This is a genomic window from Methanosarcina sediminis (assembly GCF_052056915.1).
Classification (GTDB): Archaea; Halobacteriota; Methanosarcinia; order Methanosarcinales; family Methanosarcinaceae; genus MTP4.
Genome location: NZ_CP195119.1, coordinates 1,725,772 through 1,744,897 on the forward strand (window position 1 = coordinate 1,725,772; position 19,126 = coordinate 1,744,897).

The 19,126-nt window shown below is 47.7% G+C and carries 19 protein-coding genes; 6 read left to right on the forward strand and 13 right to left on the reverse strand.

From position 1 onward, the window contains the following. Positions 1-335 precede the first annotated feature (335 nt). From ftsA to ACSAZK_RS07325, 5 genes are all read right to left on the reverse strand, one after another. Positions 336-1,694: a coenzyme F390 synthetase gene (gene ftsA / locus ACSAZK_RS07305; protein ID WP_440956698.1), complete on the reverse strand. Its 1,359-nt coding sequence runs from the start codon at positions 1,692-1,694 to the stop codon at positions 336-338. Positions 1,695-1,934: 240 nt separating this feature from the next. Beyond that, positions 1,935-2,330: a hypothetical protein gene (locus tag ACSAZK_RS07310; RefSeq protein WP_440956699.1), complete on the reverse strand. Its 396-nt coding sequence runs from the start codon at positions 2,328-2,330 to the stop codon at positions 1,935-1,937. An 84-nt stretch (positions 2,331-2,414) separates the two neighbouring features. After that, positions 2,415-2,726 (reverse strand): carboxymuconolactone decarboxylase family protein, encoded by a 312-nt coding sequence (locus ACSAZK_RS07315; RefSeq protein WP_440956700.1) that lies wholly within the window; start codon positions 2,724-2,726, stop codon positions 2,415-2,417. A gap of 49 nt (positions 2,727-2,775) precedes the next feature. After that, positions 2,776-3,372 carry a hypothetical protein gene (locus tag ACSAZK_RS07320; protein ID WP_440956701.1) on the reverse strand — a complete coding sequence of 199 codons (597 nt, stop codon included), beginning with the start codon at positions 3,370-3,372 and terminating at the stop codon, positions 2,776-2,778. 253 nt (positions 3,373-3,625) lie between these two features. Continuing rightward, on the reverse strand, positions 3,626-3,955 hold the full coding sequence (locus ACSAZK_RS07325) for a pyrimidine dimer DNA glycosylase/endonuclease V (protein WP_440956702.1): 330 nt from the start codon (positions 3,953-3,955) through the stop codon (positions 3,626-3,628). A gap of 147 nt (positions 3,956-4,102) precedes the next feature. Here ACSAZK_RS07325 and ACSAZK_RS07330 point away from each other — a divergent pair, with 147 nt between their 5' ends. The 3 genes from ACSAZK_RS07330 to ACSAZK_RS07340 all read left to right on the forward strand — a co-directional run bounded on the left by ACSAZK_RS07330 (position 4,103) and on the right by ACSAZK_RS07340 (position 7,479). Beyond that, entirely contained in the window at positions 4,103-5,200 is a 1,098-nt protein-coding gene (locus ACSAZK_RS07330; RefSeq protein WP_440956703.1) for a hypothetical protein, read from the forward strand. Between the two features lie 375 nt (positions 5,201-5,575). Then, positions 5,576-6,847, forward strand: a complete 1,272-nt coding sequence (gene iscB / locus ACSAZK_RS07335) for an RNA-guided endonuclease IscB (protein ID WP_440956704.1) — start codon at positions 5,576-5,578, stop codon at positions 6,845-6,847. A 149-nt stretch (positions 6,848-6,996) separates the two neighbouring features. Then, positions 6,997-7,479, forward strand: a complete 483-nt coding sequence (locus tag ACSAZK_RS07340) for a peroxiredoxin (protein WP_440956705.1) — start codon at positions 6,997-6,999, stop codon at positions 7,477-7,479. A 249-nt stretch (positions 7,480-7,728) separates the two neighbouring features. Here ACSAZK_RS07340 and ACSAZK_RS07345 read toward each other — a convergent pair whose 3' ends face one another. Next, on the reverse strand, positions 7,729-7,926 hold the full coding sequence (locus ACSAZK_RS07345) for a DUF378 domain-containing protein (RefSeq protein WP_440956706.1): 198 nt from the start codon (positions 7,924-7,926) through the stop codon (positions 7,729-7,731). 244 nt (positions 7,927-8,170) lie between these two features. After that, entirely contained in the window at positions 8,171-9,523 is a 1,353-nt protein-coding gene (locus ACSAZK_RS07350; protein WP_440956707.1) for a deoxyribodipyrimidine photo-lyase, read from the reverse strand. A gap of 395 nt (positions 9,524-9,918) precedes the next feature. Between ACSAZK_RS07350 and ACSAZK_RS07355 the strand changes: the two genes are divergently transcribed. Then, positions 9,919-12,360, forward strand: a complete 2,442-nt coding sequence (locus ACSAZK_RS07355; protein ID WP_440956708.1) for a right-handed parallel beta-helix repeat-containing protein — start codon at positions 9,919-9,921, stop codon at positions 12,358-12,360. 419 nt (positions 12,361-12,779) lie between these two features. Here ACSAZK_RS07355 and ACSAZK_RS07360 read toward each other — a convergent pair whose 3' ends face one another. Beyond that, complete coding sequence (locus ACSAZK_RS07360) at positions 12,780-13,535, reverse strand: MBL fold metallo-hydrolase (protein ID WP_440956709.1); 756 nt, start codon at positions 13,533-13,535, stop codon at positions 12,780-12,782. Positions 13,536-13,660: 125 nt separating this feature from the next. Beyond that, positions 13,661-14,938 (reverse strand): ATP-binding protein, encoded by a 1,278-nt coding sequence (locus ACSAZK_RS07365; RefSeq protein ID WP_440956710.1) that lies wholly within the window; start codon positions 14,936-14,938, stop codon positions 13,661-13,663. Positions 14,939-15,336: 398 nt separating this feature from the next. Here ACSAZK_RS07365 and purC point away from each other — a divergent pair, with 398 nt between their 5' ends. Then, the gene (gene purC, locus ACSAZK_RS07370) at positions 15,337-16,050 is read left to right on the forward strand and encodes a phosphoribosylaminoimidazolesuccinocarboxamide synthase (protein WP_440956711.1); all 714 of its coding nucleotides are present in this window, start codon (positions 15,337-15,339) and stop codon (positions 16,048-16,050) included. A gap of 156 nt (positions 16,051-16,206) precedes the next feature. On the opposite strand, the gene ACSAZK_RS07375 is transcribed toward purC, so the two are convergent. The 4 genes from ACSAZK_RS07375 to yciH form a co-directional block, all read right to left on the reverse strand. Then, the gene (locus ACSAZK_RS07375; protein ID WP_440956712.1) at positions 16,207-17,433 is read right to left on the reverse strand and encodes an Nre family DNA repair protein; all 1,227 of its coding nucleotides are present in this window, start codon (positions 17,431-17,433) and stop codon (positions 16,207-16,209) included. Then, complete coding sequence (locus tag ACSAZK_RS07380; protein ID WP_440956713.1) at positions 17,430-17,795, reverse strand: transcriptional regulator; 366 nt, start codon at positions 17,793-17,795, stop codon at positions 17,430-17,432. The genes ACSAZK_RS07375 and ACSAZK_RS07380 overlap by 4 nt, the downstream gene beginning before the upstream one ends. 65 nt (positions 17,796-17,860) lie before the next feature. Beyond that, positions 17,861-18,025 (reverse strand): hypothetical protein, encoded by a 165-nt coding sequence (locus tag ACSAZK_RS07385; protein WP_440956714.1) that lies wholly within the window; start codon positions 18,023-18,025, stop codon positions 17,861-17,863. Then, positions 18,025-18,333 (reverse strand): stress response translation initiation inhibitor YciH, encoded by a 309-nt coding sequence (gene yciH / locus ACSAZK_RS07390; protein ID WP_048177634.1) that lies wholly within the window; start codon positions 18,331-18,333, stop codon positions 18,025-18,027. Before yciH ends, ACSAZK_RS07385 begins: the two co-directional genes overlap by 1 nt. 552 nt (positions 18,334-18,885) lie before the next feature. Between yciH and ACSAZK_RS07395 the strand changes: the two genes are divergently transcribed. Then, positions 18,886-19,125: a winged helix-turn-helix domain-containing protein gene (locus tag ACSAZK_RS07395; RefSeq protein WP_440956715.1), complete on the forward strand. Its 240-nt coding sequence runs from the start codon at positions 18,886-18,888 to the stop codon at positions 19,123-19,125. The last annotated feature ends 1 nt before the right edge of the window (position 19,126 follow it).

The window sequence follows — 19,126 nt, forward strand, 5'->3', positions numbered from 1 at the left end:
AGTTATTATACTTAATAATACTTTAACTTATCATACTTAATATAATATATGTTTTTTTCACAGAACAATTAAGATAATAAAGTTATTTTTGCGGGTTAGTTCAATTTCCTGTAATATTAATGTTTGGGATTTATTAATAAGCATATATTAAGAAGTCAAACCGAGATATATACTGAAAATGAAAAAACCACTGTAAAAAGATTATATATTTGAAATTCTTGAGGGTTTTTCAGGAAAGGACCAGTCACCCCAAAAAACAAGCTGAAACGCTTCAGGGAAAGAGGTTTCAAAAAAGGCCCCTCGGGAAAGCTGCCCCGGGAAGCAAATCATTTTTCTCACCTGCGGTCCACAAGCCTTTTTGGCCTGCCCTTAATTTTATGCAGTTCCAGCCCTTTGGGGCCTGTGAAATTGAAAAGGATCTTGAAAAAACCCTCATCATACGCCCGGGATAATAACGGCCTGTACTGCAGGAAAGCCCTAAGGAAATTTTCCTTAATAAAGTCCCTGTCACAGGTCTCCGGGTTCTTGCACTCCATGCTGACCCTGAGCGTAACTTCTCCTTCGTCCTCGTCCCCATAGAGAAAAGCTTCGTATTCCCCTGTAAGATAGTCCATATTCCCGCGCTGGAAGACCCCCCTTTCCACATCGACCCGGTTAAAGGGAGTGTTTGCCACCCAGACCGTCTCGGCTTCCCTCTGGGGAGTCATAATTTTCATATGCGTCCGCCCGCAGGGGCAAGGGTCCCGGGTGATCACGACAGTTGTGTCCTCGGTATCGTAGTTTAGGAGAAGGTTCCCGGCTTTTGCGCCCACGGGCAGAAGGGTGCTCAGGACAACGCGCCCGCATTCCCCGTCAGGCACGAAATTTTCAATCCCGGGGTCGTAGACGTCCAGGTGGACCATATCTTCGGGCACGTGCAGCCCCGAAATTTCACTACACTCCCCGCACATGGTCCCTTCCGTGCTCCCGTAGCTGTTGTAGACAGGACAGCCCCAGATTTCCGCAAGGTAATTCCTCGACTCTTCGGCAAAAGCCTCTCCTCCTACCACAAGCTTTTCGATCCCCGATTCCCGGGGTTCAAGTCCCTCGGCCCGCATCCGTCGGGCAAGGTTCAGGAGTTTGAAGACACTGCCCACGATACCTGTCGGCCTGTAGGATTCGATGACCCTCAGGGGAAAAGTGCACTTGCCTTCCGGGATAATTGCCATACCGATCTGGCTTGCCGCAAGAGTCATGGTATTTGCCCCGACGTTCATCCCGTAGGAAGCGCAGACCACGACCCTATCCCCGGAGCCGAAGCCCTGGGACGTAAAGATCCGGGCATACTTTTCTGCATACCGTTCCCAATCTTCCCAGGTCAGGAAAAAACCCTTGGGCGTCCCGCTGGTCCCGCTGGTTTCGTGGATGGTGAACACGTCTTTCCAGTCCACACTCTTGAAAAGGAAAGCATCAGTTACAGGAGGCTGGTTTTCCCGGATGGTCTTCCCGGAGATAACGGGAAGTTCCAGAAGGTCTTCATGGGCTTTGATGTCCCCGGGCTTTACCCCGTGCCTTTCGAACCATTTCCTGTAAAATGGAGAATTTTCTGCCGCATATTTCACCGTGTAGCGAACGCGCTCTTCGATGAGAGCGTCAAGTTCTCCCCGATCCATTGTTTCGATTTCAGAATTGAAATAAGGTTTTGAGATATCCATTACCCACACCACCATTGAGACATTTAGCTGGAAGAAAAACCAATTATATATTAACTTCAAGGATGAAACAGTTTCTGTAGACAAACTGTTGTAGATTATGGAAAAAACAGAAGTATTAACTTCGCAAACGTCAGGAAAAAAGCCGAATCTGACACTATTTTTTCAAAAAGGGAAAAAACAAACGGAAAAAAACAAACGGGAAAAACAAACGGAAAAAGGAAAAAACATTTTCCAGGCTTATCAGCTGTCAAAGGGCACCAGGTATACGCCATCCGATCTTTTCTGTCCCTTTGCCAGCTCACAATGCCTAAGGAGAGCGAACTGGTTCTCGGTTTCCTGCGGGGAAATTCCAAACTTTTTTGCAATTTCTTCATGTTTTACCCCACCTTTTGAGACGATGAATTCGTAAATCTCTTTTTGCAGGTCGGTCAGACCGTCCGTCCCCTCAAGCCCTGCTTCTTCCCTGAAGAGCTTTTTGGAACGTACTGCCCAGGGATTGCAGGCCTTGATTTTATGATGGCTCGCTATGTAGCAGTCTTCACAAAAAACCTTGCCGTCTTCTTCGATGCGATCTTCCCTTTCCAGTTCACAACCGCAGGCCTCACAAATGACCTGATCAGTTTTTCCTTCTGCCATCTTTATATCACCTCAACTTTTCAGACATTCAATTCGTTACACATTCAATTCGTTACACATTCAATTCGTTACACATTCAATTCGTTACACATTCAGTTCATCCAGAATTTCGAGGACAACTACAGACCCGTAAGCCACTGCAGGCCCACCAGCCATCAATATAGCTGTGCTGACAGCCTCCAGGATTTCCTCACGGGTCGCGCCCATTTTTACAGCTTCAGGAACATGCTTCCAGAGGCAATACTCACAGCGCAGGGCTACTGCAATTCCCACCATCATAAGTTCTTTTGTTCTGGCACTGAGAGCCCCGTCCCTGACGACTTCGGAGTGAAGCCCCCCGAGCGCATTCATTACACCCGGGATCTGTGCGGTCATAGCTGCCATCTTTTCATTCATATCGATAATTTCTGTCGTAATACCACTTCCTTCAATACCTACGAATTAATTAAGAATCAAATGGGACCATGTAAATCTCGTTCCCCACTTTTCTCCCCTTTACAAGCTCACAGTGCCTCAAGAGCGCAAACTGGTTCCTCGTTTCCTGAGAAGTGAGCCCGAAAAGCTTTGATATTTTTTTTTCTGTAGCGCCCCCTTCGGTCAGGATGAAGTCATAGAGCTCTTTTTGCAGGTCCGTCAGCCCCTCAGTTCCTTCAAGCCCATGTTGCTTTCGGAAAAGTTTCTTGGAGCGCACAGCCATAGGGTCTGCAAATTTGATTTGTTGGTGAGCTTCGAGATAGCAGTCTTCGCAGATTGCCCAGCCGTTATCTTTGATGTATTCACTTTCCGGAATTTCCTTTCCGCAACCCGAACAGATTACAAAATATGAGGCATTCTTATCGAGTTCCCTGTTCCCGGCTTTATTTGTCCTTACCAGGCCGTGAAACTCCAGATAACCTACAATTTCGTACACCGTCGTCCTGGACAATCCATATTTGGCTTTTGCCTTTTTGATAACATCCCGAATATGGAAACCACAGTCGATTTGAACCTCTTTGATGCATTCAAGGACCCCGACTTCTTCTTCATCAAGCACAAGCTTCATAAAAACCTCCGCAGAAAACCCGGGCCTTTAACTCAGGGTCAGTGACAATGAGTTCTCTGTTGACAATGAGTTCTCTGAGGTATGTTACTCAGAAATATGTCTCTATCTCTCCATAGGAAAAAATAGTATATAAAAGTAACGTAAACTATTAATATAAAATAAAGAATCGCTTGAGAACAGAGAAAAGAAGAACACCCAGAAAGGGGTATGGACCTATGCACCGTATAAAAGACTGAACTTAGAAAACAACCGTTCAGACCCTGCAGTCACAACCTCTTTCCCTCAGGGTCTTGACCTGCTCCTCATACGGATATACAAGTTCGTCCTGCACAGCCTTCCCCGTCGCAAGCTCAGGGTCAAGTGGAGAATGGTGTTTATATCCCCGCCGTCCCATCTCTTCCACAAGGGCTTCGTGCCGCAGGAAGAGAGCCTTTAATTTACCCCGCCAGCGTAGGGTCTCGGGGTGATTGGCATAGGCTTTTTTGTTATTGGTAATGATGGACCAGAGAGCGTGAAGTTCCCGGTGCTCGCCGAGCAGGTGCTGCCTGCACATTTTTTCAGGGGGAATATCCCATATCCTCATAAGTATAACCTCGAAGCCGATTTAAGGGAAGTTAAAGTTTTTTGTTCCGCGGGGCTCAAGCCTTTGCTGCAAATTATTTTTCAGTATTCAGGTTCAGATATTTATTTTTCTGATACTTATTTACAGCTTCCCGGAAAAATATAATACATGAAAAAGTGGGGGCTCTGGAATTCCGGCTTTTTACTCAGACCTGCATTTGTGCTGCTAACGACGCTACTAACCGCATATTTCCTGCTCTCACCGGTTTTTGCGCACGTGCCTGTGTTCGACGGGGAAGGAAAAAGCCTTGAAGAGGCTATTTACGTAGAAGATCCTTTGAAATCCCGAGTCCTTTACGGGGAGCTTTCCGGGGGAGGAGATGTAAGGTATTACAGTTTTGAAATGGAGAAGGGAGAAAGAATCCTGCTGGGACTCATCATCCCTGTCGAACCCCGGACCAGAGGCTTTCCTGATCTCGTCCTGATGGGGCCGGGACTTGCAGGCGAAGAGGAAGAAGAAAAAGAAGGTGAAGAAAGTGAAGAAGAGAGCGGAGAGGCATCAGAACTGCCCGAAAACGTGGAAATTCCCGAAGGAAACGGGGCATTGGTAGTTCCGGGGAGCCGCCCCAAAAGCGCAACTTACGAGGGTTTCACCCCCAGCGCCTTCTATTCCCTTGCCAGGCTCGATCTGGAAGCCCCCGAAAGCGGGACCTATTACGCGGCAGTCAATTCCCCGCCCGGAGGAGGAAATTACGGCGTGGTCCTGGGGTACCTGGAAAGCTTTTCCCTTAAGGAGTGGCTGTTCATCCCCCTGAACCAGGTCAGGATCTACCGCTGGGAAGGCCAGAGCCTCCCCTTCATCTTCTCCCCGCTGCTTTTCACACTCGCCGTGGGCTTCCTGCTTATTCTCCGTACAAAGGCAGAGGTGGTTGATTACGACCCGGGGCGGTGGTCAGGGGCTCTTGCCGGGCTCCTCTTCCTGGGCACAGGCATATCTTTCCTCTTCCAGATGCTGGTTTCACTTAGCAAGAGCGCCTATACTCCCGAGATTATTATTGCCCTCTTCATGGCCTTTGCACATATGGGGCTAGGAGCATCTGCAATTTACCTGAGCCTTAGGAGGAAGGGATACGGAAAAGAAAGGGCTGCAGACCCCCTGTATTTCTTAATCCTGGGACTGGGAGGGTTTTTGCTCTGGGCAGGATGGATCATCGGGCCAGTCCTGGCACTTGAGGCAGGACTCTTAGCCTGGGGGCGAAAAGGGTGAAGTGATAAAGTGAACCAATAAAAACGCATAAGAAAGAAAGCATAGTCAACTACCCCTGAGCTAAAGACTCAGGGGCTTGTCTAACAAGCCCTGGTTGACCAGATTCCCGATTCGGAGCTTAGGAAAATCGGGAAACGATAGGAGCGAATTAGTTACCCTGGAATGCCGCCTCAGTTTCAGGCTCTAAGGAGGCAAGTTAAGCAGTCCTGAGAGGTAGGGACAGTGCTTGCATCATCAAACCGTTCCATATCTGATCGAGAGGAAGCCGGAAACCGTGATTGACTTGTTGCGGCTTCGCTGCAACACTTCCACTTCACAAAGTGGAAGTCCACAATCCCGGCTACGCATAACCCTATTCAATAGGAGCAATTACAAATGTTTGTATTTGTACTCAGCAAAGACGGAACCCCGCTCATGCCCACAAATCCGGCAAAGGCGAGGCTCTTGCTCAAAACCGGAAAGGCAAAAGTGATCCGAACCACGCCCTTCACAATCAAGTTACTTTACGAAAGCAGTAGCTACACTCAGCCCGTAACTGCCGGAATGGATACCGGCTCGAAAGCCGTAGGATGCGCCGCCATCACTTCCGGAAAAGTGCTGTATCAGTCCGAAATCTACCTGAGAGAAAACGTTTCGAAAAAGATGGAACAACGGAAAATGTATCGGAGAAGCCGGAGAAGCCGGAAGACAAGGTACAGGCCAGCAAGGTTTGACAACCGGGGAAATTCGAGAAGAGAAGGAAGGTTAGCTCCTTCCATCAAAAGCAAACTCGAATCTCATTTCCGGGAAAAACGGTTTGTGGAATCCATGCTTCCGGTAACGAAGTGGAAGGTCGAACTTGCTTCCTTTGATATCCACAAAATCAAAAACCCGGAAGTTTCCGGAACAGGGTATCAGGAAGGGGACCTTAAAGGTTTCTACAATGCCAAGGCTTACGTCCTGCACAGGGACGGGTACACCTGCCAGCATTGCAGGGGAAAGTCAAAGGATTCCCGGTTACATTGCCATCACATCGTTTTCAGGTCAAAACAGGGGACAGATATCCCGGAAAATCTGATTACGCTCTGTGAAACCTGTCACGAAGCCCTGCATTCCGGGGAATTTGAGCTTTCAGGGAGAAGGTCAAACACGAAACATGCCACGGAAGTTGGTATTGTCAAGTCCCGGATCAAGAAATCCGGCTGGAATTTTGAAGAGGTTTTCGGCTACGAGACAAAATTCAAAAGAGAACAGGTTTTGGGACTCGAAAAAACTCATTATTTTGATGCGCTTGCTATCTGTTGTGGGGACAGTCAGATGCTAGAACCGGATGATACGGTCTACTTCAAAAAGCACGTTCCTGCGGGAGATTATCAGCAAAGAAAAGGGAAGAGGTCAGAGAAGAAAATACCTACCGGAAAGCTGTTTGGGCTCAGGAAATTCGATCTTGTAAAAACGGTAAAGGGAATCGGTTTCATTCGTGGCAAACGGTCAAGCGGATATTTTTCAATCTCAGATCTCTTTGGAAACAAAATTTCAGATAGTGTCAATGTTAAGAAAAAATATAGGAGACTGAGTGCGAGAAGTACTACATTAGTTCAGATGGTACAGTTGACGCATTCCTCCCCTGGGCTAAAGACCCAGGGGTTTCCGGCTGAGGTTTTATGAAGGATGCATAAGAAAAGATGAGCCAATGTAGTACAACACATATAAAATACAACTTAATAGATAAGTTTAAGGTGTATAATTTTTAAATTATTATTGCTGTTATCACGGATGGTGTGACCTGAATCGCATAAAGGTTGGAGGGAAAAAATATGGCAAAGACATCTTTAGAGGCAGGCCAACCTGCCCCGGAGTTCTGCCTGTCCGATCAGGACGGGAACAAAAACTGTCTGGAAGACCTGAAAGGAAAATGGGTGGTCCTGTATTTTTACCCGAGGGATAACACTCAGGGCTGCAGCCTGGAAGCCATGGACTTCAGCAGGTTGAAAGGAGATTTCGAAGCCGAAAATGCCGTAATCCTGGGGGTCAGCAGGGACAGTGAGGAATCGCACCGGAAATTCATAGAGAAAAAAGACATCAGCATTTGCCTGCTCTCCGATACGGGAATTGACATTCACAAAACATATGATGTATTCCACATGAAAAACTTCATGGGAAAAGAAGTCATGAGCACGGTCCGGACGACCTTCCTGATAGATCCCGAAGGCCGGATCGCCAGGACCTGGAGCAACGTAAAAGTGAAAGGCCACGCCGAAAAAGTGCTTTCCGAACTTAAGGCCCTTAAAGGGCAGTAAAAAAACTTCTCACCCCCCTACCTGCTTTCAGACCTGCTCAAATCCCGGAAGGGGCATACAAACCGGGTAAGGCTAATTAATAGAATACCTCATAGAAGCTTCGCTGCTCAAAAAAGTAAAACAAAGATAAAAAAGTGAAAGATTCTAATGGTGAAAGATTCTAATAGTGAAGGATTCTAAAAGAAAGATTTCAAATCCAGCCTATAGTAGGCCATCCGGATTATTCGGTTAGAACCTGCTTTTCAGGCCTCAGTTTTTCGTTGCGAAGTAGACCATATAAAGTGCTGCAAGCCCCACAAGCGAATATACGGCTCTGGAAATTGTGCTCATTTCCCCAAAGATAGCTGCCACCAGGTCAAACCCGAAGAGGCCAACAAGGCCCCAGTTCAAGCCTCCCACGATGACAAGCACCAGTGCAATCCAGTCAATAGCAGTCTTTTCTACCATAATAAGCACTCCCTTTTGTTTGACCCTGTTTTATACCAAACTAATATAAAAATACAAATATAAATATGGTTTTTATTATATTTATAAATGGCAGAAACTCACTTATTCCGGACTTATTTTCGGCAATAACACCTTAGAAAAAAACAAATAGTATTACAGGGAGCCTGAACACTTCTTATCGGACACAAAGCAGCAAATACGTCTAAAAATGAATTCAAGGGACCAAAAACCCTCTTTTCTGAAGTCACTCATCGGGAAGATACCTGGCCACATAAGCGTCCACATCAAACTTCCGTCTGGCACCCGAATAGTTCATGTAGCGAAGTTTTCCGAAAACCTCCCTTTCCCTCCAGGCATGGTCGTGAAGCCCTCCGATGCTCCAGAGAATCCCTACATAGCCGTTAGGGTCCCTCCCGTCAAGCTCGTACCTGTCATTGAGGTAAATGGCAGTTTCAAGCGCTTTTTCCGGAGACTCGCTCCACTCCAGGATTTTTTTTGCCCAGTACATCCTCATGTACCCGTGCATCTTCCCGGTACGGAGCAGCTGGACCTGGCTTGCGTTCCAGAGAGGGTCATGGGTCTTTGCAAACTCCAGTTCTTCTTGCGTGTACAGGTATTCCCGCCGGTCCTGCCTGTGAGCAGCCAGAGTCTCCTTTGCCCAGGCAGGAAAGCTCTCAAAACTGTCATACGCCCGATTATAGTAGCAGAAGTTATCCGTAAGTTCCCGTCTCACAATTAACTGTTCCAGAAAAGCAGCCTTCGATTCCTCGTCTACCCTGGTTTTTTCGACCTCGAGAGCAACCCTCTGAGCTGAGATCTGCCCGAAGTGCAGATAAGGAGAGAGGTCCGAGGATACGTCCTTTGTAGGATCGTTGTGTAGAGCATTGTAAGAGTCCAGGCGTTCGGTGAGAAAAGTATCCAGCACTTCCAGGGCGGCGCTTTCTCCCGGGACGAAGTGACCGGGTTCAAAATAAGGGTCAGCATCTGCAACCTTTAACCGTTCAGGCAGCATCATTTCCGTATTCCCGCCAAAAGTTTTCGGGAATTCGGAGTTTGGCTCCAGTTCCGGGAACTCGACCAGAAACTCGGGAAGCAAAGCGTTGACCTTCGGGCGGAAAGTGTAAGCCGCATGTTCCTGTTTCCCTGACGCAACCCAGCAGGGTACGATGTTGTGGGCATCCACCTCGTAAAAGGGAATCTCAAGCTTCGAAGCGGTTTTTTCTGTCCACTCCCTTTTGGGTCTCAACGGACTGAAATCAGTAACAAGGGTACCAATTCCGTGTTTATCCGTAAAAGAAGGGATTTCTTCCCCGGGACTTCCCCGGAGGAACATGAAGGGGATATTTTTCAGGAAAAGAGAACTTTCGACTTCCTGCAGCCCTTCCAGCATGAACTGGTACTGTCTTAACCCGGCCCCCAGAAACTCATCCGTCATGCAAAAAACGACCACCAGGGGCACCCCCGCGTCCTCTGCCATTCCCCGGGCGAAGAGGAGAGCCCAGTTGTCTTCCACCCTCTGGTCCCTGCTCATCCAGTAAGCAACAGGTCCGCGTCCGGCGTCCCCGGGTTTGAGGTTCCGAATCCTTTTCGGGTTCATGATTATTTTTATTTCCCGCTTCTATAAAGAGATGCCAGAAGGATAAATAATGCTGCGAAAGGGGGCTGGCTGCCTACAGCGGTATAGTTGACATATTTGGGCAAAAGGGGACAGCAAAAGGCTTGAAATCCCCAATTCTTGCCCACATAACCGAATTGGTAATCTACATTGTTTTTTCCCCGGGTGCCAAAAGTGACCAGGCATCCCAGAGTGAAAAAAGAAATTCCAAATGTTATTAAAAATATATTGTGCATGAAATTTATTTTCGAGTTCACCAAAATGATTGCTCTTTAAAAAATTCGGAATAGTTAAATATAATTTTGTAGAATGTATAATAACAATTCAAATTCTAATCATTGCTCAAAGTTCTCTATTTTTTATAGAAGGTGGTAATAATGAACAATCGCATATTTTTCAGAATTCTCATAAACAGAACCAAGAGTAGAGCTTTCTTCACCTACGCCAGCATACTCCTGCTGGCGCTCACACTCACCTTGCCTCCTGCGGCCGCACAGGTCTGGAACGTCTCCTACTTGGGGGGAAGCAACTACACCAATGTCTCCGAAATCCTCTCGATCGGTGAAGGCGACACCATCCGCATCTGGGGTGTGGAAGGGCACACCTATGAGGGCGGGTTCACCATCGACAAGGACAACGTCCTGATAACGCACTGGGAAGGATCGCCAGCCCGCCCGCTCATAACCAACACCTCGAACAGCGCCCCGGCGGTCACAGTCACAGCCAACAACGTCACCCTGCAGGGCCTCAACATATCAGGCAACAGCTTTGAAGGCAACGGCGCCGGGGTCAAAGTCACTGGAACGGACGATGATCACCACCTCCGGGGCTTCAACGTCACAGACTGCGTCTTTACAGGGAATACGGTGACCGGTCAATACCCTATGGGCTGTGGTGGTGCGGCCTATCTAAAGTACGTCGACAACAGCATGATCACAAACACGACATTCACGAACAACATCGCAGAAGGCGAGTATGGCGGAGGTGTGTATTTCGAAGGTTCTGACAATGCCGCCCTGACGGACACGACATTCACGAACAACACGGCAAAACAGGATGGCGGAGGGGCGCTTTTCTATATTTCTGACAATGCCAACCTGATGGACACAACATTCACGAACAACACGGCGACAAATAATGGCGGAGGGGCGTTTTTCTGGGAATCTGCCAATGCCACCCTGACTGACACGACATTCACGAACAACACAGCAGAGTGTTATAATGGAGGAGGGGCGTATTTCTATATTTCTGACAATGCCAACCTGAAGGACATGACATTCACGAACAACACGGCAAAACAGGCTGGTGGAGGGGCATATTTCTATATTTCTGACAATGCCAACCTGACGAGCACGGCATTCACGAACAACACGGCGGCAAATTATGGAGGAGGGGCGGGTTTCGATACTTCTAACAATGCCAACCTGACCGACACGTCCTTTGAGAACAACAAGGCAGAAGATGGCGGAGGTGTGTATTTCTGGGAATCTGCCAATGCCACCCTGACGGGCATGACATTCAAGAACAACACGGCAAAACAGGATGGCGGAGGGGCGTATTTCGAGATTTTAGCCCTTCCCCCCCAGACAGAAACGACATTCACGAACAACGTGGCAGCTGATGGCGGCAGTCCGGTATTAAGTAATGGCTATGCCACTTTGACGGACACGACATTCACAAACAACACGGCGACAAATAATGGCGGAGGTATCTATTTCAAATCTTATGCCAATGCCGTCATCAAAAACTGTCTCTTTGACAATGAAAATAACCTCTATGCAGAATTATCCACCGCATCAGCCCTGAACGAAACGACCTCCATAGCCGGGACCAACATAGCCGGCGGGCCGTATCTCGGAGGAAACGTCTGGCTGCGCGACCCTGCGCTGAACATCTCGGAGTGGGGTACCGATGTCGACTTTGACGGCATTTGCGATCAGAATCTGACAATCGATGGCTTTGGTACCGACGCCTTCCCACTGGTGTACGGCGGCACGGTTTTGGTATCTTCGACGCCTACAGACGCCTTCGTCTATGTCGACGGGGTAAACACAACCCGCACCACCAATACCTCCATCTATCTCTCGGCCGGGGAGCATATCCTCGAACTCGTAATCGGCGACCTCTGCGGCAACAAGACCGTCTCCGTCGAGGCAAAGACTACAATACAGGTGATGTTCGATCTCTCTCCTGATGATGTCGACATCGAAAACGTCAGGGGACAGTCATCTAGCATAAGAAAATTTCTGAAAGGAACTCACGTCTCCTTTCCGGTAGGTGATTCCGCAATCTACGAAATAAACTTCACAGCCGGAGAGACGATTCCTTATGATTACTTCACCGTCAAGAACACGACACTGCCTTCCGGGGTGGCTCCTCCACCGATAACGGCCTATGAGTACGACGAGGTGACTCATTCCAACGGGCATGACTCCGCTTTCGTAGATGCAACCCTGAGCTTCCGGGTTCTGAAAACCTGGTTCGACGAAAATGGTTTTGCCCCCGAAGACGTCGTGCTCTACAGGTACCACAATGGCAACTGGGAGGCTCTCGATACGGAGATTCTTAACGAGGAAGGAAACTATGTACGGTTCCGTGCAAAAACCCCGGGCTTCTCTCTCTTTGCCGTCGGGGTCAGAGCCTCTGCCCCGGCGTCTGAGCTGCCTGCAGCCCAGGTGGAACCTGCCACCCAGGTGGAGCCTGCACCGACAAACACTCAGGCAAAGCCCGAAAAAACCCCGCATATAAGCCCTGTATGGTATTTGGTAGTCGTTCTGGTTATTGGAGCGGCTTATGCCCTTAAAAAGAAGTACGCATAATCCGGGTAAGTGGAATGAGGTAGGGGTTAGCCCCTCCTCTTCTCTTCCGGTCAGGATTGCTCTCCTGATTGTCTGATCTTCCACCGTTACATGGTTGACATTTCTGAATGAAATATGAGGGTTGCCGGCTCGAAAGTCTGAATTCTGGAACGTATAACCGGATTAGCCATCTTACCCCTTTTTTGCCCCGGGCGCCGAAAGCGAAAGGCCTTTCCAGACAGAAAAAGAAAAGCAAGAAGTAAAATTAATAGAAAAACCAGTGGGAGTGCAAAAAAACAGAAAAAAACAGAAAAAGGGAGAGTTAAAAAAGAAAAAAAAGGGAGAAAGAGAGTAAAAAAGGAGAAAAAAGAGAAAGAGGATGAAAGAAGAATAAATGTGAAGAAAAAGGAAAAAGAAGAAAAGAGAGTGAGACTTCAGCCTCAGAATTCAAAGACCTGACCGTCGTAGCCGAGGGGCAAAAACACCGACTCGATATCATGGGGGCGGAAGAAATGGCTGAGGTGCGTAAGCACCACCTCTTTAGCATTGAGTTCCCCGGCAAGTTCCATGGCCTCCTTGGAATTCATATGTTTTTTGATGTGGATCCTGGGGGGGACTATGGCATCGGCAATCAGGAGGTCGGGGTCTTTCATGAGTTTGAGGCTGGCTTCGGGGATATCCTTGTTCGTGTCGCCCGTTATCACCACTTTCTTATCCCCTTCGCGGATAACAACCCCGGTAGGAATGTCGACAGGAGGATGGTTGACCTTGAAGAGGGTGAATTCCAGCCCTATGAGCTCGAAAGGCTCGTAGAGTTTCACGTAATGGTACCTCGGTTTCAGGAAATATACGAACTGGTTGATGTAGTCCAGGGTTTCGGGAATCCCGTAGACATCGACTTTATGCTGGACCCTGTAAAACTCCCCGAACCCCGAGTAATGGTCATAATGCCCATGGGTCCAGATTACCCCGTCCACACAGGTCCCGTCCATACAGGAGACCTTCTGCCTGAGGAGCTGCTGCCGCAGGTCCGGGCTCGTGTCAATAAGTATCCTGCCCTCGGAAGATTCCACAAGGATCGAGAACCTCAGGCGCTGGCTCTTTCCACCTTTGCGGGCATCCGTGCAGGCAGGGCAGGTACAGCCTATTTTCGGGGTCCCTATGGCATCCCCGGTCCCAAGAAGTGTGAGTCTCATATTTTGAGCCTCATTTTGCTAAACTCATTATTCAAACCTCATTTGACAGATTCATTCATCGAAACTCTTCGAGAATCTCTTTTTGACACCTTCATTTTGCAGACCTGTTTTTGCTGGCTCCGCACTTAATCCCCGCCGTACTGTTCGGACTTGAGCTCTGCCCTTTCGTCAAAGTCCAGCACGGCTTCCAGCAGGTCCTGCTGGGTCAGCACCTTGCGCTCTTCCAGAAGAGCACTGAGAACAGCTTCCCGGATTACCATTCGAAGGTCCGAGCCCGAGTAACCCTCGGTCATTTCTGCAATTTCCTTCGTATCCAGGTCCCCTTCGATGTACCTGGTCACAAGGTCCAGAATTTCCTTGCGCATCTCGATGTCCGGCAGAGGGAAGTGAACGATTTCATCAAAACGTCTCCATGCAGCACTGTCAAGCATCCGGGGGTGGTTGGTAGCGGCAATCAGGAGGACACCGTGTTCTACAAGGCTGATCTCGTCAATTGCTTTCAGGAGGGTGTTGACAGCCCGCTTGATTGCGGCGTTCTCATCCGAGGTCCGGGCCTTTGCCACGAAGTCCAGTTCATCGATAAAAAGGATACATGGATTCAGTTTCTTGGACAGCAGGAAGACCCTGTCAATGTTCTTTGCAGTCTCGCCAAGGTACTGGTCCGTGACCATAGAAAGCTTGACCTCCACGAAAGGAATGGAAAGCCGCTCGGAAAGCGCCCTTGCAACAGAGGTCTTCCCGGTCCCGGGGGGTCCTACGAACAGGAGCTTGCCTATATCATGCAGCCCGATTTCCCGGAGGTACTCCCGGTGCTTGATCGCTTTCAGGACTTTTTCGACTTCTTCTTCCTGCTCCTTTGTGAGGACAAGGTCCTTGACTTTCTGCTTAACGTCTTCCGGGGCGATGATAGACACCAGTTTGAGCATGTCTTCGCCCTTATCCTCTTTCCGGATTTCAGCAATCAGGGACTCGATCCATTCCCTATCAACTTCTTTTGGCCTTGCCTTCGCCTTTGCCTCGACATAGCTTGCAGCTTCCAGTTTCCTGATTTCCCCAAAGTAGTAAGCAAGAACAGGGTTATTTTCAATTCTCCCCGGGGATTCGTCCTGCTTTTCGAACCATTCCACTGCAAGGTCAAAAGCGCTCAAACGGATTTCAAAATTGGACCTGTCGGTAACTATGAACGGCACATTCCTGACACTTTTTTCAACATTTTCAATGCCGTATAATTTTTCAACCCTGGAAATTGAAACCAGAATAGGTTTGGGGACGGTTTTTTCCGCGCTGCTCCAGTAGTGTTTCCGGATCTCCTTTGGGAGATCATTCACGTCAAGCTCAGAGTAGCGGTTATAGATCTCTGCGGTAAGCAACAGCTCTACTATAGAAATTATGGTACCTGGCATGTTTTTTACCTGTTACGTGCTTAGGATAATTCACTCTCAAGTGCTGAGCCCTTAAGTGCGGTAAGTTATGAAGTCCTTGTTTAAGTGGCTAAACCCTGTAATAGGTTTTCTTCCATGATATAATTTACTAAGCGGCAGACAGAATCCCGGATTTAAAACAGCTCCCTGATGATACATTTATCTAGCAGAAAGACATTATCGTCTACTCCATCTTTCTGGGAAAAGCCAGGGGCATTCGTTTCGAATAACTTTTTCGTATATGGAAATGCTTCAAGCGCTCCTGAAAAGACAAATCCTGTTATCAGCAATAAAAATTCATTAAAGATTTAAAAATTCTATTATTGTCCGGAAGTCCCTCTGTTTCCGGGAATAAAGAATAATCCTGAGAGGATCACTTCATGAAAAGAGAACAGCTCTATTCCGGGAAAGCAAAGACCATCTACACAACTGATGATCCCGACGTCCTCATCTCCGAATTTAGAAACAGCCTGACGGCCTTCAACGGAGAAAAGAAAGGGGAAATGGAAAAGAAAGGGTATTACAACTCCCATATCTCAAAAAAACTCTTTGAGATGCTGGAAGAAAACGGGATCAGCACCCACTATATAAAGATGCTTTCCGATATCGAAATGATGGTGCGGAAAGTAGAAATTATAAAAATAGAGGTTATTGTCAGGAACATTGCCGCAGGTTCCATTACAAGGAAATATCCCATAGAAGAAGGCACTGTTTTCGAGTCTCCGGTCCTGGTCTTTGACTACAAGAGCGACGAGTTAGGCGACCCCATGCTCAATGACGACATAGCTCTGGCCCTTGGCCTGGCTACCCGGGAAGAAATCGCCACCATTCGGAAGCTTGCCCTCAGGATAAACGAACTGCTTGTGCCCTATCTGGACAAGCGGGGAATCATGCTCCCCGACTTCAAACTCGAGTTTGGGAGAAGCAACGGGGAAATCATCCTTGCCGACGAAATATCCTGTGACACCTGCCGTTTCTGGGACAAAGAAACAAAACAGTCCATGGACAAGGACGTCTTCAGGTTCGATAAAGGCGACATTTCAAAGGCTTACGAAGAAGTTGCCCGGCGCATCGTACCCGAAATCTTTGAATAAGCCGCAAAAAACTAATATTTGTTTTTGATTATCAGGTGGATTTACCATCCACCAGCCCTATTTTTCAGCAGCCTTAAAAAGTGAAATTTCACATTTCGAGTTTTACATTTCGAGTTTTACATTTTAAAATTCCGATTTTAAATTTACATTTTGAATTTAAATTTTAAAAAAAGAATTCAGTGTGGTCTGGAAGCAGAAATCCGAAAGCATCCTGGCTTTTTGCATCCATTCGTCCCTGGGAGTGCGTACCCTTCCTGTAAGGTCCGAAACTGCGGCTTCAAGGGAATCAAAGGTTTGCGGCGGGTTTTTGAGGGCGTTTTTTACCCCTTCCCGGACTACCCAGACACCCAGGGGAGCCCAATAATCGGGAGTGATTTCCCTGAGGATGAAGACCGAAGCCTGCCTTCTGACCCCTGCAAGGTACTCAAGTACCGGAAGCCTTGCCGCATAGTAACCTCCTGCCAGAGAAGAATACTTCTTTTTTCCGTCCAGCCCCTCACTGTCTTCCCCGACCCAGCTCGATTCTCCGGACCAGACGGTCTTCGGGAGCCAGGCCTCGATTAGTTCGAAAGAGTAGACTCTCGGGAGGAGGAGGATTTCGAAGTGGTTCCCGAAATGGGTCCCACTAAAGAGCGTGATTTCGGAAACCCAGGGGTAGTCCAGGATTTTGTCCGCCAGTTCCTTTCCGGCCATGTCGTCCACGGCGGTGATGGACCAGCGGGTGGGCACGACTTTTCGCTCTTTTCCCAGAAGGCCAATAGAAAAGAGGCGGGTTATCTGTTCCCCTGAAACGTCACCTTTGTAAAGCTCGAGTACTGCATCTTTTGCCAGGGCGTCGGTATCGTAGACGAGATAGTCTACTTTTTTCGGGACGTTTGGGTTTTCGGCAAGCTCGAAGTTCTTTACAAGCCCTGAAGGGCCCATGGGAGTGTGGACCGCATCGAATTTAAGCTCCTGTTTCGGGGCTTTGAAAAACCAGGCTTCCGTATCCACGGGGTTTTTGGAAAGGGCAAGTTCCTGCGCCTTTGCCAGAAGAGGATTTTCCTTGCCCCGGGCATCCTTTACATGGAGGGTCGTGTTTGCCCTTACCAGGCGGGAACGCATTGATATGATGTCCTCTATCTGCATGTTCGCCCATCTGGCAGGGTCCTCAAGGAGCAGGGCATCCCCCTCTTGTGCAGAGGGAGGGATCAGGGGGCCCGCAGAGACCCTGGGGTAACCGAAACTACCTACAAAAAGAGCCGGGGGAGAAGCTCCGAAAACGGAGTTTCCGGATATCTCGGAAGAGATTGACTGTACGGACTTGAATTTTTCAAGAATAGGACATCGAGGACGCCCGCACAGACCCTTACCTTTGCATTTGATACAGGTTTTGGCATTCACTCGGAATCAATGTCTCCACAAATGCTACAGGATTCCACCCCAGGCGCATTTTTGTACAGCCAGCCGGATTTCTGGACAAATTTGCATACGTTGCACATCCCCTGGACTTTTTCCTGAGAGGACAACTCTTTGTCCAGGAGAACTGCTGCAAACCTCCGGATTTCTCCCTGGGTCTCCATCGAGAAATCAACCTCAGCTCCACGTTTTTCACTCACATACTGGGAGACTGCGGCTCTTGAAAGCTCCAGAATCTCCGCTACATCCTGCTGAGTACAGCCATGTTCGAAAATCAATACCCGCGAAAGTTCAGCCCGGATAGCAGGCAGTACTTTCTGTACCATTACTTCACATGTTGTTTTCATGAGAGACCTCACTTACACAGGCTAAATACGGATATCGGCATTCCCAACTACTGCACATTATTTATTCAAATTAGTTCTTCTGGAAGAGCCTGAACTCTCCTTACTGCAACACCAGGGCACTGCAAGTTGCCGAAAAAAACCGATAAAAAATATGTGTGCAACTCCGGTAATCGGAGAAGTTGCTTTATCAGAAGGCCCGCTCTAGCCCTGAAGAGCGAAAATTCAGCCATTAATTTTTGATTTGTTCAGCAGTGAACCCTTTTTCCATAAGTACATCTTTCATGCGGGCCAGATGGTTGCCCTGGAGTTCGACCGTATTCCCTTTTACGGTACCTCCGCATGCAAACTTTGACTTAAGGTAAGTGGACAGTTCGTGAAGGTCAATTTCACTGGCGTCAAAACCCTCTACAACCGTAACTTCCTTTCCATATCTTCTTCTGTTGACTTTCACTGTGATCCGCTGCTGCTCTTTCGCAACCTCTTCGCAAATGCAAAGTTCATTTGGAAGCCCGCAAACCGGGCACATTCCGCTGCTCATTTGTTGGTATATCCTCCAAATTTGTAATAAATATATATGTACATTACATCTAAAAATTAATGAGTGGATGTAAAGTACTTATCGATGAAGGTATTAAAGCCTAATGGTATTTTCAGGCATTCTTATGCCGAATTTTGCACACAGAGTACAAATTTGTAAGATCTACAAAAAGCATAACACCTGAACCGGAGCTTTATGGTTTTATTGTTTACTCCAATATATTATATTATTGATCATGTTATTTTACATTATGTAACGCTACGTGGGGGTCTAACGGGTGTTTTCACCGGTCTGCAAAGTAAAAAACATCATCATACGAGCAATCTACGCAACAAAAAGAAAACATCCAGGCAAAGAAAATATAACAAAACTGTCATTCCACTGGAAAAAACACGCTTCAGCGGCGAAAAGCTAAATATAGCTTAAACTCCATAGATTTATATAGCCCATTATATTTACGGATATATACACTTATTATATATAAAAATAATCATATTAAAGTTGTGAAAAAATAATGGGACAAAAAGATAAGGCATATTCGGGAGGTGCCCAATGAACGAGTTAATAGGTTTTGTGAACGGAAGCAATGCACGGCAAAAAGTACTCTCCCTGCTCGCCTCGAAGGGAGAAATGGAAGGGAAACGTATCGCAAAAACACTGCATATCGTATACCCAGCCATGGAAAAAACCCTGGGGGAACTGGAGGAAAAAGAACTGGTCTCTAAAAAGGAGGAGAATTACTCCCTGACCGAAAATGGAGCAAAAGTGGAAAAAATTATCCAGCAAATCTAAA

Excerpts from the sequence above, each read along its gene's own strand:
- ACSAZK_RS07395 (WP_440956715.1), top strand. The coding sequence starts at position 18,886 with ATGAACGAGTTAATAGGTTTTGTGAACGGAAGCAATGCACGGCAAAAA.
- ftsA (WP_440956698.1), bottom strand. The coding sequence starts at position 1,694 with ATGGATATCTCAAAACCTTATTTCAATTCTGAAATCGAAACAATGGAT.
- ACSAZK_RS07325 (WP_440956702.1), bottom strand. The coding sequence starts at position 3,955 with ATGAGGATATGGGATATTCCCCCTGAAAAAATGTGCAGGCAGCACCTG.
- purC (WP_440956711.1), top strand. The coding sequence starts at position 15,337 with ATGAAAAGAGAACAGCTCTATTCCGGGAAAGCAAAGACCATCTACACA.
- ACSAZK_RS07350 (WP_440956707.1), bottom strand. The coding sequence starts at position 9,523 with ATGAACCCGAAAAGGATTCGGAACCTCAAACCCGGGGACGCCGGACGC.
- ACSAZK_RS07315 (WP_440956700.1), bottom strand. The coding sequence starts at position 2,726 with ATGAATGAAAAGATGGCAGCTATGACCGCACAGATCCCGGGTGTAATG.
- ACSAZK_RS07380 (WP_440956713.1), bottom strand. The coding sequence starts at position 17,795 with ATGAAAACAACATGTGAAGTAATGGTACAGAAAGTACTGCCTGCTATC.
- ACSAZK_RS07360 (WP_440956709.1), bottom strand. The coding sequence starts at position 13,535 with ATGAGACTCACACTTCTTGGGACCGGGGATGCCATAGGGACCCCGAAA.
- ACSAZK_RS07320 (WP_440956701.1), bottom strand. The coding sequence starts at position 3,372 with ATGAAGCTTGTGCTTGATGAAGAAGAAGTCGGGGTCCTTGAATGCATC.
- ACSAZK_RS07355 (WP_440956708.1), top strand. The coding sequence starts at position 9,919 with ATGAACAATCGCATATTTTTCAGAATTCTCATAAACAGAACCAAGAGT.
- ACSAZK_RS07385 (WP_440956714.1), bottom strand. The coding sequence starts at position 18,025 with ATGGCTGAATTTTCGCTCTTCAGGGCTAGAGCGGGCCTTCTGATAAAG.
- ACSAZK_RS07340 (WP_440956705.1), top strand. The coding sequence starts at position 6,997 with ATGGCAAAGACATCTTTAGAGGCAGGCCAACCTGCCCCGGAGTTCTGC.
- ACSAZK_RS07365 (WP_440956710.1), bottom strand. The coding sequence starts at position 14,938 with ATGCCAGGTACCATAATTTCTATAGTAGAGCTGTTGCTTACCGCAGAG.
- yciH (WP_048177634.1), bottom strand. The coding sequence starts at position 18,333 with ATGAGCAGCGGAATGTGCCCGGTTTGCGGGCTTCCAAATGAACTTTGC.
- ACSAZK_RS07330 (WP_440956703.1), top strand. The coding sequence starts at position 4,103 with ATGAAAAAGTGGGGGCTCTGGAATTCCGGCTTTTTACTCAGACCTGCA.
- ACSAZK_RS07345 (WP_440956706.1), bottom strand. The coding sequence starts at position 7,926 with ATGGTAGAAAAGACTGCTATTGACTGGATTGCACTGGTGCTTGTCATC.
- iscB (WP_440956704.1), top strand. The coding sequence starts at position 5,576 with ATGTTTGTATTTGTACTCAGCAAAGACGGAACCCCGCTCATGCCCACA.
- ACSAZK_RS07310 (WP_440956699.1), bottom strand. The coding sequence starts at position 2,330 with ATGGCAGAAGGAAAAACTGATCAGGTCATTTGTGAGGCCTGCGGTTGT.